The 16500-nt window shown below is 67.4% G+C and carries 15 protein-coding genes; 6 read left to right on the top strand and 9 right to left on the bottom strand.

Annotated elements, in window-relative coordinates:
* Nucleotides 1-30 precede the first annotated feature (30 nt).
* Nucleotides 31-978, bottom strand: a complete 948-nt coding sequence (gene pip / locus AC5P7F_RS16450; protein ID WP_164077679.1) for a prolyl aminopeptidase — start codon at nucleotides 976-978, stop codon at nucleotides 31-33.
* A gap of 114 nt (nucleotides 979-1092) precedes the next feature.
* On the opposite strand from pip, the gene AC5P7F_RS16445 reads away from it, so the two are divergent.
* Nucleotides 1093-1758, top strand: a complete 666-nt coding sequence (locus AC5P7F_RS16445) for a TraX family protein (RefSeq protein ID WP_053494999.1) — start codon at nucleotides 1093-1095, stop codon at nucleotides 1756-1758.
* A gap of 463 nt (nucleotides 1759-2221) precedes the next feature.
* A complete protein-coding gene (locus AC5P7F_RS16440; RefSeq protein WP_164077680.1) occupies nucleotides 2222-2578 on the top strand; it encodes a hypothetical protein in 357 nt (118 codons plus the stop codon).
* Between the two features lie 131 nt (nucleotides 2579-2709).
* On the opposite strand, the gene AC5P7F_RS16435 is transcribed toward AC5P7F_RS16440, so the two are convergent.
* Nucleotides 2710-4905 carry a TonB-dependent siderophore receptor gene (locus AC5P7F_RS16435; RefSeq protein ID WP_164077681.1) on the bottom strand — a complete coding sequence of 732 codons (2196 nt, stop codon included), beginning with the start codon at nucleotides 4903-4905 and terminating at the stop codon, nucleotides 2710-2712.
* Between the two features lie 258 nt (nucleotides 4906-5163).
* Here AC5P7F_RS16435 and AC5P7F_RS16430 point away from each other — a divergent pair, with 258 nt between their 5' ends.
* Both AC5P7F_RS16430 and AC5P7F_RS16425 read left to right on the top strand, forming a co-directional pair.
* Nucleotides 5164-5748, top strand: a complete 585-nt coding sequence (locus AC5P7F_RS16430; protein ID WP_014647283.1) for a TetR/AcrR family transcriptional regulator — start codon at nucleotides 5164-5166, stop codon at nucleotides 5746-5748.
* 104 nt (nucleotides 5749-5852) lie between these two features.
* Complete coding sequence (locus tag AC5P7F_RS16425) at nucleotides 5853-6941, top strand: DNA glycosylase AlkZ-like family protein (protein WP_049406620.1); 1089 nt, start codon at nucleotides 5853-5855, stop codon at nucleotides 6939-6941.
* 591 nt (nucleotides 6942-7532) lie between these two features.
* Here the strand turns inward: AC5P7F_RS16425 and AC5P7F_RS16420 are convergent.
* The 4 genes from AC5P7F_RS16420 to AC5P7F_RS16405 form a co-directional block, all read right to left on the bottom strand.
* Nucleotides 7533-8459 carry an ABC transporter six-transmembrane domain-containing protein gene (locus AC5P7F_RS16420; RefSeq protein WP_164077682.1) on the bottom strand — a complete coding sequence of 309 codons (927 nt, stop codon included), beginning with the start codon at nucleotides 8457-8459 and terminating at the stop codon, nucleotides 7533-7535.
* Between the two features lie 190 nt (nucleotides 8460-8649).
* Nucleotides 8650-9726 carry an ATP-binding protein gene (locus tag AC5P7F_RS16415; protein ID WP_049406889.1) on the bottom strand — a complete coding sequence of 359 codons (1077 nt, stop codon included), beginning with the start codon at nucleotides 9724-9726 and terminating at the stop codon, nucleotides 8650-8652.
* 3 nt (nucleotides 9727-9729) lie between these two features.
* Entirely contained in the window at nucleotides 9730-10446 is a 717-nt protein-coding gene (locus AC5P7F_RS16410; protein ID WP_164077690.1) for a response regulator, read from the bottom strand.
* Between the two features lie 53 nt (nucleotides 10447-10499).
* Nucleotides 10500-11066: a hypothetical protein gene (locus AC5P7F_RS16405; protein WP_197602784.1), complete on the bottom strand. Its 567-nt coding sequence runs from the start codon at nucleotides 11064-11066 to the stop codon at nucleotides 10500-10502.
* A 237-nt stretch (nucleotides 11067-11303) separates the two neighbouring features.
* On the opposite strand from AC5P7F_RS16405, the gene AC5P7F_RS16400 reads away from it, so the two are divergent.
* On the top strand, nucleotides 11304-12485 hold the full coding sequence (locus AC5P7F_RS16400; RefSeq protein ID WP_164077683.1) for an efflux RND transporter periplasmic adaptor subunit: 1182 nt from the start codon (nucleotides 11304-11306) through the stop codon (nucleotides 12483-12485).
* Nucleotides 12486-12487: 2 nt separating this feature from the next.
* Complete coding sequence (locus AC5P7F_RS16395) at nucleotides 12488-14431, top strand: MacB family efflux pump subunit (protein WP_481462569.1); 1944 nt, start codon at nucleotides 12488-12490, stop codon at nucleotides 14429-14431.
* 116 nt (nucleotides 14432-14547) lie between these two features.
* Here the strand turns inward: AC5P7F_RS16395 and AC5P7F_RS16390 are convergent, their stop codons facing one another.
* The 3 genes from AC5P7F_RS16390 to AC5P7F_RS16380 form a co-directional block, all read right to left on the bottom strand.
* On the bottom strand, nucleotides 14548-15141 hold the full coding sequence (locus tag AC5P7F_RS16390; protein WP_142234787.1) for a mechanosensitive ion channel domain-containing protein: 594 nt from the start codon (nucleotides 15139-15141) through the stop codon (nucleotides 14548-14550).
* 6 nt (nucleotides 15142-15147) lie between these two features.
* Nucleotides 15148-16014, bottom strand: a complete 867-nt coding sequence (locus tag AC5P7F_RS16385; protein ID WP_012480369.1) for a glucose 1-dehydrogenase — start codon at nucleotides 16012-16014, stop codon at nucleotides 15148-15150.
* 101 nt (nucleotides 16015-16115) lie between these two features.
* Entirely contained in the window at nucleotides 16116-16499 is a 384-nt protein-coding gene (locus tag AC5P7F_RS16380; RefSeq protein WP_014647273.1) for a sensory rhodopsin transducer, read from the bottom strand.
* Nucleotide 16500: the final 1 nt, after the last annotated feature.

Raw genomic sequence — 16500 nt, 5'->3', positions numbered from 1 at the left:
CCGGCCAGCGGCCGGCACTACCCCAGGCGTTCAGAACCGGTCGGCAAAGGCATCCGTCGCCCGCACCAGCGCATCGACCGTGGCCGGCTCGTTGGCGCTGTGGCCGGAGGTCACCATCTCCAGGCGCGCTTCCGGCCAGGCCTTCGCCAGGTCCCACGCGCTGCGCGGCGGGCAGATGATGTCGTAGCGCCCCTGCACGATCACGCCGGGCAGGTGGCGGATGCGATCGATGTTGCGCAGCAGCTGGTCCGGCTCCAGGAAGATGCCGTTGCGGAAGTAGTGCGCTTCGATGCGGGCCTTCGCCAGGGTATCCAGCGGATCATCGGTGGATTCGGCATCCACGTCGTGCTGCAGGGTGGCCGCATTGTCTTCCCAGCCCAACCAGGCCTGCGCGGCTTCGATACGGGTTGCTTGATCCGGGCCATCCATGCGCGCCCAGTAGGCCGCGATCATGTCGTCACGCTCGGCTGCCGGGATATAAGCCTCGTAGCGGTCCCAGCGCTCCGGGAAGATCCAGCGCGCACCGCCATCGGCCTCGGCGAACCAGCGGTTCTCGATCTCACGACCGAGGAACACGCCACGCACGATCAGGCCGGTGGCGCGTTCCGGATGCGCCTGCGCGTAGGCCAGCGACAGCGTGGAGCCCCACGAGCCGCCATAGACCAGCCAGCGCTCGATGCCCAGGTGCTCACGCACCTTTTCGATGTCCGCCACCAGGTCCTGCGTGGTGTTGTCGCGCAGCTCGCCGAACGGCGTGGAACGGCCGCTGCCGCGCTGGTCGATCAGCACGATGCGGTAGCGCGCCGGGTCGAAGAAGCGCCGATGGGTCGGCGAGATACCGGCGCCCGGGCCACCGTGCAGGTACACCACCGGAATGCCCTCCGGCGTGCCGCACTCTTCGATATGCAGCGCGTGCAGATCGCTCACCGGCAGGGTGAATTCGCGGTAGGGCTCGATGGCCGGGTACAGGGTGCGCATGGCAGGTATCTCACAAGCAGGGGCGGCCAGCATAGCGCCGCCATCTACGGCTTGCAGTGGCGGGCTCCTGCGCGGCGCTGGAAATGCGCTGGCCGATGCGCATAAGCTTCCGCGATGCAAGCGACCACGACCGCGACGTCCACGTTCAACCTCAGCCTTGGCAGCGGCGCGCGCGAGCTGTTGAAGTGGATCGCGCTGCTGGCCATGACCGGCGACCACATGGCCAAGGTGGTCTTCGGGGGCTACGTGCCGGTGGTCAGCGAACTGGGGCGTATCGCCTTCCCGCTGTTCGCGCTGGTGATGGCCTGCAACCTGGCCCAGCCGGGCGCCGACCTGCGCAAATCGATCCGCCGGCTGGCGCTATGGGGGCTGATCGCGCAGCCGTTGCACGCCTTCGCGTTCGGTTCCTGGCTGCCGCTCAACATCCTGCTCACCTTCACCTTGGCGGCGGTGGCCGTGCATGCGCTTGCGAACAATCGGCCTGTGCTGCTGTTGCTGGCTGCGGGTGTGCTGCCGATGTTCGTGGACTACCAGTGGGCCGGCGTTGGCGCCGTGTTGCTGGCCTGGATCGCGTTCCGGCATCGGGCGTGGTGGCCGCTGCTGGTCGCGCTTGCGGCGGCGTGCTGGGCCAACCACAACGGCTGGGCACTGCTGGCCGTTCCGGTGGTCGTGCTGGCCACGCGGGTGCCGTGGCAACTGCCGCGCTGGCGCTGGATGTTCTATGGGTACTACGTGGGACATCTGGCGGTGCTGGCGTTGATTGCCCATCTGCTTGTGTAATGTCGGAACTGGTGTGTCGCGCGTCTTGAAAGCCGGATGCGGTCAAGGAACGCGTGGTGCCGATGCGGGTGGAGAACGCCGCCGTTGGCATGGCGCAAGTTGTTGAATCTTCGGCTCGATTGTCGATATGCGACAATGCTGCCACTGCGTGAACGTTGCTGTCTTGGCACTTGGGTTGTTGGCGCCTGCCACCCCGTTGTGCACATGATGGGGTGCCACCGAAAAAGGGTGGCCGGGGCCTGGAAACCCCGTTGAGTAAGTGCTGTTTACGCTTGCCAGCCGGCGTCGCCTTGCGCGGCGTCGGCTGGCATTCCGTTCGCGTTCCATGGCGGGCGGTGCGTGGAGGTGGGCGCAAGCCCACCGCCCGGGTATAGCACTGACTCACGGGATTTCCAGCCACGCACCGTCCGCCGCCTTGATTGTTAAGGGTGGTGGTCCCGCATGCCTTGCACGGAGACCTGCCATGAACGCATCGGAGTTCCCCCATCAGCACGCCCCGGCCAATGCCGATGAAGGCCACGACATCCCGCCCGATCCCAACAACCTGACGGCCCTGCTGCATCGCATCGGGTTGGGCGCGGCTGCCGACGGCCAGCCCTGGCCCGAGCGCCATCAGCTGCCGGGCCGGTGCCTGGCGTTGGCCGACGCCGACGGTGCACTGGCCGGGCTGCGTATCGTGCAGGAGATCCTGCTGGCGGCCGAACGCGCCCGCCAGAATGGCGCCCCGGAACAGTACGTGGGCGATCGCGTAATGGAAGGGCTGAAGCTGGCGGCATTGGCGTTGACCAGCCACGCCATCTATCGCCTGCATCCGGAATGACACGTAGATCCACGCCATGCGTGGATGCCGTTCGCGGATTGCCCGACGTCCTGTAGAGCCGAGCCTATGCTCGGCTCAGCGGACGAAACGGAGCCGAGCATGGCTCGGCTCTACAGGGGTTCCACGCCAGCTTAGAAATCCATCGTTGCCGACACCAGCACCGTCCTCGGTGCACCCAGCGCCAGACTCGACAACAACGGCATGCCCCAATACGACTTGTTGGTCACGTTGTTCACGCTGGCCCGCAGCGCAAGCGATCGACGCGCCACGGTGGTGCTGTAGCGCGCCCCCACGTCGAACAACGTACGCCCCGGCACCGACAGGCGGTTGTCCGCACTGATGTACTGCTTCGACATCGCCGTGGCATTGCCGGTCAGGGTCAGGCCCTGCAAGGTCGGCACATCCCATTCCACGCCCAGCTTGGCCTGCCGCTGCGCCACGGCGGTGGCGATGCGTCCTTCATTCACGCCACCGGCCGTGCGGGCCAGCTTCGGCTGCACATAGGCCGCTCCACCGAGCAGGCGCATGCCGTCCATTGGTGCGCCGAAGAAGCCCCATTCCACGCCCCGGTTACGTTGCTCGCCGCCAAACGAGAAGATATTCGTGACCGGGTCGGTGTAGCTGTTCGGTCGCTTGATCTCGTACACGCTGAAGGTGTGCGCGAAGCTGCCCAGGTCCAGCTTCAGGCCCAGCTCCTTCTGCCTGGTGCGGAACGGTGCGAACACATCGCCGGCATTGGCGGCGGTTATCGGCGCGGTGGCGCCCTGGCTGAGGCCTTCGATGTAGTTGGTGTAGAGGGAGATCGTGTCGGTGGCTTTCACCAGCAGGGCCGCTGCCGGCGTGGTGGCGCTCTCGTCGTAGCGCGAGGTGCGTGCACCCGTGGACACGTTGAAGGTCTCGCTGACCACCTGCTGGCGGCGCACGCCCAGCGTCAGCTGCACGCGGTCATCGGCGAAGGCGAGGGTGTCGGCGAAGCCGAGGCTGTCCAGCTTCAGCTCGGTATGCGAGATGTGCGGCGCGATGAACGGCGCCGCCGGGCCCCACACTGGGTTGTACACATTGGTGGTCCAGTCCCAGCCGGGTACGCTGCGCCGGCCGTAGTCGTTCTGGGTGTGCTGGTAGTGGGTCACGTTGGCGGCCCACTGGTGGCCGACGTTCCCGGTCTGGAACGAACCGCGCAGGCCGGCATCTGCGGACTGCTTCTTGATGTCGAAGGCGAGCTGGCCGATCACCGTGGTGAAGTCGCCGGCTGGATTGAGGATCTGCGCGCTGATCGAACCGTTGTAGCGGTAGTCGGTCCTGCTGGTGCCGTACGCGAGGTAGGCCATCAGGCTATCGTTGACATCCAGTTCTCCGCGCACCATCGCGCCCTTGTCCTGGCTGTCCACGTAGGCCCAATCCGGGTTGATCAGCGTATCGCCGCGTGGCGGGCGCGGAATGGCCACGCCCGGTGCCAGGCCGACGCCACGTGCCGGGCCGTCAACGCGGTCGTCGGCGCTGTACAGATCGGCCGACAGCCGCATACATTCGCCGCGCCAGTCCAGTGCCAGCGAACCGAGCTGTACCTTCTTGCGCTGCTTGCCGACGGCGCCGTCACCATCACGGTAGGCACCGTTGAAGCGGATGCCGAACTGCCTGTCGGCGCCGAGGCGACGGCCCATATCCACGTGGGTGCCGAACTGCGCATCGGAGGCGAAGTTGGCACTGACCCGCAGCAGCGGTTGCTCGCTTGCGCGCTTGGGCACCAGGTTGACGCTGCCACCGACCGAGCCGCCCGGCGGCATGCCGTTGAGCAGCGCAGACGGTCCCTTCAGCACCTCGATGCGCTCGAACATTTCCGGCGAGGTGCGGTAGTAGGGCGCCATGCCGCTGAGGCCATTGAAGGTGGTGTCGCTGGTGTTGGAGGCAAAGCCGCGGATCGCGTAGTTCTCACTCCAGGCACCGGTGACGCCGTTGCTGAACACCGTGGGGTCGGTGGCGGCAATGACGTCGGTCAGGTCCTTGGCCTGGCGATCGCGGATGAAGGACTCGGTGTAGCTGACCGTATTGAACGGCGTGTCCATGAAATCCTTGTCGCCGAGCAGGCCGACGCGGCTGCCGGCAGCCACTTGCCCGCCCGCATAGTCTGCAGTGACCCGGCGTTGTTCCTGCACCTGCACCGACGGAAGGGTGGACGGCGCGGCGTCGGCCAGCGCGGCGAACGAGGCCAGCAGCCCCAGCGCGAGGGCGGACACCCGGTAGCGCCGGACCATGCCCGGCGAATACATCAGGCCGGAGGATGCGGCGGCAGCGCGATGCTGTGCAGAAGTGAAGTTGAAAACGGTCATGCCAGAGTCCTGTGAATCGCAGGCGCGAGCGCGCCTGGCGCGCTGCCGACGGCAAGCACGGGGAAAGGGCGCAGCGCAGGGTTGTTGGCTGGGTGGGGACCTGGCGGGAGGTGAGCCATGGGCTCGGTTACGGGTGCGCGGCGGACGCGTTCCGAATTAGTTGAGTAAAGTAAACTAAATCAATCGAAGCGGACAAGAGGGTCCCTTTGCTGGCACCCTCAGCAGGGTATGGACGCGCACCGTAAGAGCAGGCACCGTATGAGCACGCACCCCGATCCAACGGCGCCGACCCGTGGCCGCCCGCCCACCATCACCCCGGAGCGTCTGGCCGACATCGGCATCCGCCTGGGCCTGCCCAACCTGACCATGGCCAACGTGGCCGCCGAACTGGCGGTGACCCAGGCAGCGCTGTACAAGCGCGTGGCCAACCTGGAGGCGTTGAAGCGCCTGGTGGCGGAGGCGGTGTTCCAGCGCTGGCAGATTCCGCGCGCGTCGGTCGACGCACCGGGTGGGCTGGAGGCCTATCTGATGGGGTTCGTGGAGTCGCTGTGCGAAGTGGTGAAGGCGCATCCCGGGCTACCGCCCTACCTGCTGCGGCGCACGGTGGCGACCGCGCCGATGCTGGAAAAGATCGCCTCGCACCAGGCGCACGTGGCCGAGGTGTTCGGCCTGCCGGTGGACAAGGCGCGCTGGCTGCTGGCCACGATCGCGTTCTACTGCATCGCCGGTGCCGACACCATCTACGCGATTGCGGATGACGAAGAAGGGCAGGTGATCACCGAGTTCAAGCAGGGCATGCGGGCCCTGGTGATCGGTTCGCTGGAGGTATCGCGGCTTCGGTAGATGCACGCCATGCGTGGATGATCGCGGCCGTTCACCATGACGCCAGCCAGGCGTGGCCTGGCTCTACTGGACGGATCGCGTAGTGTCGAGAATACAATGCGGCCATGCCTGCCACGCCCACTCTTGATGACCTTCGCCGCTACGCGGTGGCGCGCACCCTGTTCAAGCCGACCACGCTGCTGACCGCGATCCGGCGGTTGGGCTTCGTGCAGGCCGACCCGATCCGCGCACCCGCTCGCGCGCAGGACCTGACCCTGCGCCACCGGGTGAAGGACTACCGCGCGGGCGATCTTGAGCGCCGCTACACGCGTCTGCCGGTGGAAGAGGATTGCCTGGTGAACTACGGCTTCCTGCCGCGCGAGCATCTGGCGCTGATGCACCCACGGGTTTCCAAGCGCGAGTGGGATGCCGAGACCCATCGCCGTGCGGCCGACGTGCTGGCCTTTGTGCGCGAGCGTGGCAGCGTGCACCCGCGCGAGGTCGACCAGGCCTTTGCGCATGGGCGGGTGACCAACTACTGGGGCGGCACCAGCAACGCCAGCACGCATCTGCTGGATGGCATGCACTACCGCGGCCTGCTGCGGGTGCAACGGCGCGACAGCGGTACGCGCATCTATGCGGTGGCCGATCATGCCGAGCCCGACTCCAGCGAACAGGCGCAGATCGAACGTGCCGCCGCCCTGATCGACCTGGTGGTGCGCAAGTACGCGCCGCTGCCCTCGGCCAGCCTGACCTATCTGGTGCGCCTGCTGGGCTATGGCGCGCCGCACCTGGCCGAGCAGACCCGCAAGGCATTGGCGCTGGCCAAGCAGCAGTTGGCCAGCTGCACGCTGGAGGGCACCACCTGGTACTGGCCGGCGGACGAGAATCCGCGCTCGCGCCGCCATGCACCGGATGAGCAGGTGCGTCTGCTGGCGCCGTTCGACCCGGTGGTGTGGGACCGCCGCCGCTTCGAGCTGTTGTGGGATTGGGTGTACAAGTTCGAGGCCTACACGCCTGCACCGAAACGCCAGTACGGCTACTACGCACTGCCGGTGTTGTGGCATGAGCAGGTGGTGGGCTGGGCCAACTTGAGTGTGCGCGAGGGTGAGTTGGTGTCGAGCGTGGGCTATGCCGGCAAGTCGCTGGCCCGCGACAAGGTATTTCGTGGCGCGCTGGACGACGAGCTGCAGCGCATGGCGGAGTTCCTGTAGCGCCAAGCGGCGCATGGGTATCTATCGATCCCGGTAGCCGCCAACCTTGGTTGGCGCTGGCTTCCGTCGGTGCCCACCAAGGTGGGCAGCTACCAGAGCAACTCCGCTCAGGCCTGGTAGCGGCCAACCTGGGTTGGCGCTGGCTTCCGTCGGTGCCCACCAAGGTGGGCAGCTACCAGAGCAACACCGCTCAGGCCCGGTAGCCGCCCACCTTGGTTGGCGCGGGCTTCCATCGGTGCCCACCAAGGTGGGCAGCTACCAGAGCAGCACCGCTCAGGTTTGGTAGCCGCCAACCGTGGTTGGCGCTGGCTTCCATCGGTGCCCACCAAGGTGGGCAACTACCAGAGCAACGCTGCTCAGGCCCGGCAGCCGCCAACCTTGGTTGGCGCTCTTCCATCGGTGCCCACCAAGGTGGGCGACTACCAGAGCAACACCGCTCAGGCCCGGTAGCCGCCAACCTTGGTTGGCGCTGGCTCCCGTCGGTGCGCGCCAAGGTGGGCAGCTACCAGAGCAACACTGCTCAGGCCCGGTAGCCGCCAATCTTGGTTGGCGCTGCTCTCGTCGGTGCCCACCAAGGTGGGCAGCGACCGGTCAAGCGGCGCCCTTGTGCTCCGCATCGTCCATGCCGGGGCTGACGCGGCGGCCGATATCCTTCAGCCGCGCAAGCTGATCCACCATTGACGGCGCATCGTCCAGGCTGCCGACGAAGGTCCACAGGTAGGTCATCACCGCGTAGACGTGGCCCGGTGTAACGCCTTCACTGGTGGCAAGGCGACCGATGGTCAGCGCGAACAATGCCGCGGCAGCCAGGCCGATCACCACATAGGCGCCGGCCTCGCGGTCGGACAGCAGGATGCGCAGGCGCGACAGCGTGGTGTAGTGGCGGCGCAGCACCGAGGGGCTGACCCGGTCGACCAGCCGGATTTCGTGTTCCAGGCGGTTGTTCAGTCGGCCGTGCAACTGCTCGTTGCGGCGTGCGAACGAGGGCAGCACCAGCAGGGCGCCGAGCAGGGTGGCCAGGCCAGCGGCACCGACCATCGGCTCGATCGCCAGCAGCATGGCCACTGCACCGAACATCGATGCCAGCGCGGTGGCGATGATCGGCACGTGCTTTTCAAAGAAGTCGACGAACTCGCGGGCCAGCACCACGCGTGCCGCCGAAGTGGACGTCGCCTGGCCCAACCGGCGCTGCGCCTGCACCACGCTCACTGCCAGATCGGCATAGATGCGGGTGAAGGTGCGCGTATCCACCGCCCGACGGGCGGCACCCACCAGCCAGAACAGCAGTACCACGCCGGCATAGGAGATGGCATGGCCGATGTTGCCGCTGATGATCGCGTCTACCGCGAAGCCGGCGAACAACGGATGGGCCAGCAGCAGGGTGTTCTCCAGCGCCACCAGCGAGAACGTGCCGGTCAGCTGCCAGGGGTAGGTGCGCAGGATGGCCTTGAGCGTTGCGGCCGCATTCTGCTGGCCGATGCTGCCGGCGGCGGCCGCCGGATCGTGGGGGAGTTCCATGGGATGCCTGGGGGGTTCGGGGACAGGGCAGGGGACGGATGCCTGCCATCTGCCGGGTCGCGCCCAGTATCTGCAGCCCTTTGGAGCGGGCATGGAGGGATGATGGAGATTGCGTGGAGAAATCGGCGGCGTTCAGCCACGCGCGTGGTGCCCACCAAGGTGGGCCGCTACCAGGGCAGCGTCTACCGCCTCAACGGCGCACGTGCACCGGCCAGCGGATCTCGAACGAACTGCCGCCACGCTCGGTAGCTCGGCACTGCGCCGTTCCGTGATGTGCCACGGCAATCGCACGCACGACCGCCAGGCCGAGACCTGAGCCCCCACTCTGCCGTGAGCGCGACACATCGGTGCGCTGGAAGGCTTCGAAAATGCTGTCGCGCAGGTCGTCCGGCACGCCGGGGCCACCATCTTCCACGGCCACCGCGCAGTGCCCCTCAGCGAGGGTGACGCGCACCCGCAGCGGGCAGGGGATGGCATGGCGACGGGCGTTCTCCAGCAATGCCAGCACCGCCTGGCGGATGCGGGCCGGATCGCAGTCCGCCAGCGACGGCCGCGCGTCCAGGCTCACCGAGAAGCCACTTTCGGTCAGCGCCTCGGACATCGCCTCCACCACCGCCGCCACCTGCACGCTGACGTCGCTGCGTTGCAGGCGCAGATCCAGGTGGCCACTCTCGGCCAGGCTGACCACGCGCAGGTCCTCGATGATGCGGGTCAGTCCCTCCAGCTGGGTGAGCATGCTGTTGAACTGCTCGGGGCCCGGCTCGAATACACCTTCGGCGATGCCTTGCAGGCGGCCACGCAGGATGGTCATCGGCGTGCGCAGTTCGTGTGCGATGGCCGCGTTCCAGAACACGCGGTTCTCGGACATCCGGCTGAGCCGCTCGGCCATGGAATTGAAGTCGTTGACCAGCGTGGCGGCCTCGGCCATCGAGGTGTCGCCGCCGCGCGCGCGCGCCTCCAGGTCACCGCTGGCCACGCGACGCAGGCTTGCGGCCACCGAATTCAACGGGGTGATGATGCGCCGGGTCAGGCGAGACGCGATCAGGGTGGCCAACGCCACCACCACGGTGGCGGTCAGGCCGATCCACAGCCACTCCAGCCCGGAGGGCATCATGGACTTCGGCTCGTCATACCAGCGCGGATAGAACACCTCCAGCAGGTAGTAGAACAGGTAGAAGCCGCTGATCGACAGCACCGTCGAACACAGCGAGGCCACGGTGATCGACAGGCTGATCTGGCGGCCGATGCTCTTGCCTTTCGCAGTCATCATTCAGTCCAGGAAGCGGTAGCCGACGCCACGGATGGTGGCGGGAATGCCGATCACGCCGACATCCTCGATCTTGCGCCGCAGCTTGCTGACATGGCTGTCGACGGTGCGCTCCTGCGCATCGCCCTCGGGCAGGCAGGCGTGCAGCAGGTCTACCCGCGCATGCACCTGGCGCGGCGCGCGCGCCATGTGCACCAACAGCCGGAATTCGGTGAGGGTGAAGTTCAGTGCGTGCACCTGTTCGCCGTTGCGGACCGTCACTTCGTGGCTGCGCAGGTCGATCTCGAACGGGCCCTGGCGGATCAGCCCGGTGGGTTCTTCGGCCACGCTGCGGGCACTGCGGCGCAGCACGGCCTGGATGCGTGCAACGATCTCAGCGGGATTGAATGGTTTGGCCACGTAGTCGTCAGCGCCCACGCGCAGGCCGGTCAGCTTGTCCACGTCCTGGTCGAGCGCGGTGAGCATGATCACCGGCGTGTTGCCGCGACGCCGCAGTTCGCTCAGCACCTGCCAGCCATCCAGCTTGGGCATCTGCACATCCAGCAGCACCAGGTCCGGGCGCAGCTGGCGGTGGCTGGCAAGCGCCGCCTCGCCGTCGGCGGCGCGTGCGCTGCGCAGGCCCGAACGGGCCAGGTAGGCACCGAGGATGTCGGCGATCTCGCTCTCATCTTCGGCAATCAGCACCAAGGGGGGCTGTCGGTTACGGGGTTCGTATTTCATGGCGTATGGCGGGTTCGAGGCCAGGGCGGGCAGGGGCCGGATCAGGGGCAGGGTCATCGTCGGCGTTCCCTGGCCTGCGCCTCTTCGTTGGCCGCCCAGGCCAGCGTGGCCAGCACCAGCGTGCGCTGCAGGCTGGGGTCCACCGAACCCGCGCCGCGCAGCTGCTGCAGCGTCAGGGTAGACACCGCGGCAGGCAGCGCGTTCCAGCGCGAGGCCATGGGGGTGGCGTTCACCCGGGCCTGCAGCCGCGAGGCCATGCCCACGATGGCGCGCAGGCGCACTGCCAGCAGGGCGGCGACCACGGCGGTGGCGGGCGCAAGCAGCAGATGCAGGTTGACGTTGGCGGCCGGAGGTGTTGCCGACCAGAATGCCAGGCCGATCAAGGCCAGCGATGCGAGCGACCCGGGGCGGCGGGTGCGTCCGGGCCCATCACTGCGGAACCCCAGCAGGGCGGCGGCCCCGAAGCCGGCCAGCAACGGCAGTCGCGGATACGGTGCGACCCACATCCATGTGCTGGTCGATGCCAGCACCAGTGCGATCAACCACGGCGAAGGCGCACACCACGCCAGGTAGGCACGGCGCACATCGAGGGGTGGCAGGTCCGGGTAGGAAAGGGGCACGGCAGGCTGGCAGTCGGCGAGGCCGACGAGGCTAGCGACCGTTGATGGAGACTCGGTCGAGATTGTGTCGAGATTGCGTGGAGCCGCGCCATGGATTCAGCCGCCGACGCGGTGCCTGAACGGCGGTCGCGTCTCCATTCAATCTCCACAGCCGCTCCAAGAAGCATCCACCTGGGGCTTCCAGACTGCGGCCCTGGCGGTCGCACCGGGCGACTGCACGCACCCCCGGAAGCTTCGATGAACAACCGCAGGACCTGGATCATTGCCGCAACGCTGGCCGTTCTTGCCGGCGGCGGTTGCTGGTGGGCGTTTGCCGATGGCGAGGATGCCGCGTTGATCACCGCACCGGCAAGGGTCGCCGGTCTGGAAAAGACCGTGCAGGCGGTCGGCCGGGTCAATCCGAAAGAACTGGTGGCCGTGGGCGCGCAGGTCTCCGGGCAGGTCACGCGCCTGCATGTGGTGCTGGGCCAGCACGTGCAGGCCGGCGACCTGATTGCCGAAGTGGATTCACAACCGCAGCGCATTGCCCTGCGCAGTGCCGAAGCCGCCGCCAACGCGCTGCGTGCGCAACATGCGGCCAGCCAGGCGCGCTACCGCCAGGCCCTTCGCACGTACGATCGCCAATCGCAGCTGGTGGCGTCGCGGCTGGTCTCGCAGGAAGGCTTCGAAGCGGCACGTGTGGCGCGCGATGCGGCGCGCGCGGATGCCGCTGCGTTGCAGGCGCAGATCGACCAGGCGGTGACCCAGGTGGAAACCGCCCGCATCAACCTGGGCTACACCCGTATCGTGTCGCCGTCCGAGGGCTACATCGTGGCCATCGTCACCAAGGCGGGACAGACGCTGAACTCGATGCAGACCACGCCGACCATCGTGATGCTGGCACAGATGGACACGATGACGGTGCGTGCCGAGATCGCCGAGGCTGACGTGGAACTGATCGCACCCGGCCAACCGTTGTGGTTCTCGACGCTGGGACCGAGCGGGCGCCGCTATGAATCGCACCTGCAGCAGCTTGAGCCAGCGCCGTCGTCGATTGCCGACGCGTCCAGCGGCAACAGCGGCGGATCGGCGCAGACGCCGAAAGCGGTGTACTACGCGGGGCTGTTCGACGTGGCCAATCCGGGCTTGATGCTGAAGCCTTCAATGACGGTGAAAGTGACGATCCAGCTGGCACGCGTGGCCAATGCACTGCAGGTGCCGCTGACCGCCCTGGGCGAGTCCGACGACAAGAACGGCAACGGCGCAACCGTGCGGGTAGTCGATGCGAAAGGCCGCGTCCACGAGCGCGCTGTGACTACCGGCCTGCGCACCGCCACCGCCGTGCAGATCCTCTCTGGCCTGGAAGCGGGCGAGAACGTGGTGGTCGGCCAGGCGCCCAGCGGTGGCGATGCCGAACCCACCAGCCTGCTGGGGATGTGAGCATGGCCGACGCACTGCTGGAATTGAAGGGCGTATCGCGCGCCTATCGCTCGGCCGCCGGCGAGGTGGTGGTGCTGAAGGAGGTCTCGTTGCGCATCGATGCCGGCGAGTTCATCGCCATCATCGGCCCCTCGGGTTCGGGCAAGTCCACGCTGATGAACATCCTGGGCTGCCTGGATCGGCCGACCGAAGGCAGCTACCGCGTGGAGGGGGCTGCGACCGAGCAGATGTCGCCTGACCAGCTGGCGCGCCTGCGCCGCGAGCACTTCGGCTTCATCTTCCAGCGCTACAACCTGATGGAGAACCTCAGTGCCACCGAGAACGTGGCCTTGCCCGCCGTCTATGCCGGGGTGGAGGCCGATGCGCGCACCACGCGTGCCCGCCTGCTGCTGGAAACGCTCGGCCTGGGCGAGCGGACCGCGAACCGGCCCAGCCAGTTGTCCGGCGGCCAGCAGCAGCGCGTCTCCATCGCACGCTCGCTGATGAACGGCGGCGCGATCGTGCTGGCCGATGAGCCGACCGGCGCGCTGGATCATGCCAGTGGCAGGCAGGTGATGGCGGAGCTCAAGCGCCTGCATGCGCAGGGCCATACCGTGATCCTGGTCACCCACGATGCGGCGATTGCTGCCCACGCGTCACGGGTGATCGAGATCGCCGATGGGCGTGTGGTGGCGGATTGCCAGGAGCGCGGCCCTTCGGTGCGGCGGCGTGCGGACGAACCGGGGCGCACACCCACGGCGGCTACCGAGCGGCGCGCCCGCATCGATGCCGTGCGCGAGGCGACGCGCATGGCAGTGCGCTCGATGCTGGCCCATCGCCTGCGCACCCTGCTGACCATGCTCGGCATCATCATCGGCGTGGCCGCAGTGGTGACCGTGGTTGCGCTGGGCAAAGGCGCGCAGGCGCAGGTCGAGGCGCAGATAAACGCGCTGGGCGCCAGCACGCTGGAGATCTTCCCGGGCGCCGATTTCGGTGACCCGCGCTCGGCGGAGATCGAAACGCTGGTGGTAGGCGATGCCGATCACCTGGCCGCCCTGAGTTACGTGGACAGTGTCAGCCCCAACCTCAGCGGTTCGGTAGCAGCACTGCAGGGCGGCCGACGAGCCAATACGCAGGTGCTGGGCGCCGGTGCCGATCTGCCGCGCGTGCGCGGGCTGCGCCTGAGGGCCGGCCGGTTTTTCACCGATGCCGAGGTGGAGGCGCATCGGGCAGTGGGCGTGGTCGACCAGAAGGCAGCGAAGGCACTGTTCGCTGGCAACCCTATCGGCAGCACGGTGCTGCTGGGCGGCATGCCGGTCGAGGTGATCGGCGTGGTGGGTGCCAATGCATTCGCCGGTGGGGCCACGCCAACCGTCTACGTTCCCTATACGTCGGCTGCCTCCCGGCTGCTGGGCAGCCAGCGCCTGGAGAGCATCACCGTGCGCGTACGCGACAACGTACCCACCAATGCCGCCGAGGCCTCGCTGGGCGCCGAGCTGGAGCGCCTGCATGGTCGTCGCGATTTCTTCATCTACAACTCGGACCAGATCCGCAAGGCGGTGATGAAATCCAGCCAGACCATGGCGGCGCTGGTTTCGGCGATTGCGGCGGTGGCGCTGGTGGTCGGTGGCGTGGGCGTGATGAACATCATGCTGGTGTCGGTGAAGGAGCGCGTGCGCGAAATCGGTGTGCGGCTGGCAGTGGGGGCCCGGCAGGGCGACATCCTGCGCCAGTTCCTGATCGAGGCCGTGCTGATCTGCCTGTCCGGTGGCGTGCTGGGCGTACTGCTGGCCTTCGCCGTAGGGGCGCTGTCCAGCCTGCTGTCGCTGGGGGTGCCGTTCCTGTTCACGCCAGGGCCGGTGCTCGCCGCGCTGGCATGTTCGTCGGCAATCGGGCTGGGTTTCGGCTACTTCCCGGCCCGCAATGCCGCGCAGCTGGACCCGATCCAGGCATTGGCGGCGGAGTAGGGTCGCCCGCTGTGGCACCTGTTGAGCCGAGCCCACGCTCGGCTGCGCTCCGTTCGGCCGCGACGCACCCTGCGCTGCGCGCAGCGAGCCGAGCATGGGCTCGGCTCTACAGCTGCTCAGCGTACCTTGCCCTTTGTCGGCAGGCTGCCCGGCAGCTGCGAATAGCCGCTGTCACCCCAGTGCCGGGTGATGCGCTGGAAGAACAACGAGTTCGGCACGCGCAGCAGGCAACCGCGCGCGCCTTCGCCACGGTCACTCAGCGTGGTGTAGATCAGGTTGATGTCCACCACCTGGCCGCACAGGCCCGGCTTGTCCACGCTTTCCAGCACTTCGATCGTGTCGTTGATGCGGAACGGGCGCGTAGCCACGATCAGGAACGAACAGAACAGGTTGGACAACACGCTCCATGCGGCGAAGAACGCCACCGCACCGACCGCCATGAACCCGGTCAGCGCGGTCCACAGCACCGATCGCGAAACGCCAAGTCGCTCCAGTATCAGCAGCGCAGCCGCCAGATACAGCAGCAAAGCACCGCCGCGGCGCAGGCCCACATGAAGCTCTGGAGCCAGCCTGCCGCGCTGCCGGGCCTGCACGAGCAGCCACGCCAGTGCACGCACCATCAGCCAGGCCACCCCGAGAATGACCAGCACCTCGGCCACCGGTACCACCACCAGCAGCCAATCCGCGATCCAGGCAGGCAGTCCGGCCATGGGCGGTCACAACGTTGCCGCGCCGCCGGAGATGGTCAGCAAGGCACCGGAGGTATAACTGGCGCTGTCCGAAGCCAGCATCACGTAGGCCGAGGCCAGTTCCGCGGGCTGCCCGGGTCGGCCGAACGGCGTCTGCGAGCCGAATTGCTCGACCTCTTCGGCGGCCATGCCTGCCGGAATGAACGGCGTCCAGATCGGGCCGGGCAGCACGGCGTTGACGCGTATCTGATGCTCGGCCAGCAGGCCCGCCAGCCCCAGCGTCAGGTTGGCGACGGCGCCCTTGGTCGCAGAGTACGGAAGGATGTTCGGGGTCGGTCGCTTGGAATTGACCGATGCGGTGTTGATGATCGCGCCGCCACCGCGGAGGTGTGGCACGCACAACCGCGTCAGATTGAACACGGCATGGACATTGGTATCGAACGTCCGCTTCCAGTCATCCAGGGTGATGTCGTCGAAGTGCTCGTAGTAGCGCTGGTAGGCCGCGTTGTTGACCAGGATGTCGAGACCGTCCAGCTCGCTGGCCACGCGGTCTACCAGCGAGCGCGCCTGCGCTGGGTCGCTGATGTCACAGGGCACCAGCACGGCCTTGCGCCCGGCCTGTTCGATCTGCTGCTGCACATGGCGGGCGTCGTCCTGCTCGCCATCAAGAAAGGCGATGGCGACGTCGGCGCCCTCGCGCGCGAAAGCGATGGCCACCGCTGCGCCGATGCCGCTGTCACCGCCGGTGATCAGTGCCTTCTTGCCCTGCAGCAGGCCATGGCCGCGGTAGCTGTCCTCGCCGTGGTCCGGCCGCGGCTGCATCTGCGCGGTCTTGCCGGGGAAGGATTGCTGCTGCGCCGGGAAGGGCGGACGTGGGTAGTCGGGCAGGGCCATCGTCACTCTCCGAAAGGGAACCTGGCGGCAGTCTCGCTCGGAGCGGGTAAACGGCCGGAGGGCGCGGTGTCGTGGCAGCGTGGACGACTGCGCACGGTGCTTCACAAGGGATGGGCGATCGTGGTCATGATGCTGTTGGCCGGCTGCCGCGAATCCAGCCGCGTGTGCTGCACGATGATCGGCTGGTCGGATTCGATGAGGGTGGCGAAGCCGGTGCCGCGTGGTACCGGCGCCGGATCCTGCAGGTCGTTGAAGCGCAGGTGGCAGGTGCGTCGTGCTGGCACGGTGATCCGGTAGGGACCGACAGGATCGCGGTCCTCGAAGTAGAGGGTCAGCGTGACATGCGCGTCCTCGTTGCCCGCATTGAGGACGCAGCAGGTTTCGTGACTCTGCATCTCCGGCGACGGGCCGTTGCTCCAGGCTGGAATGTAGCCTTCGGCGATAGCCCAGCGTCGATGCCCGATGCAGGAAGTGTTCGTTTCCATG

It is taken from the genome of Stenotrophomonas sp. YJH_SMC_105-26, assembly GCF_059368915.1.
This window is presented reverse-complemented; position numbering and strand designations above follow the sequence as displayed.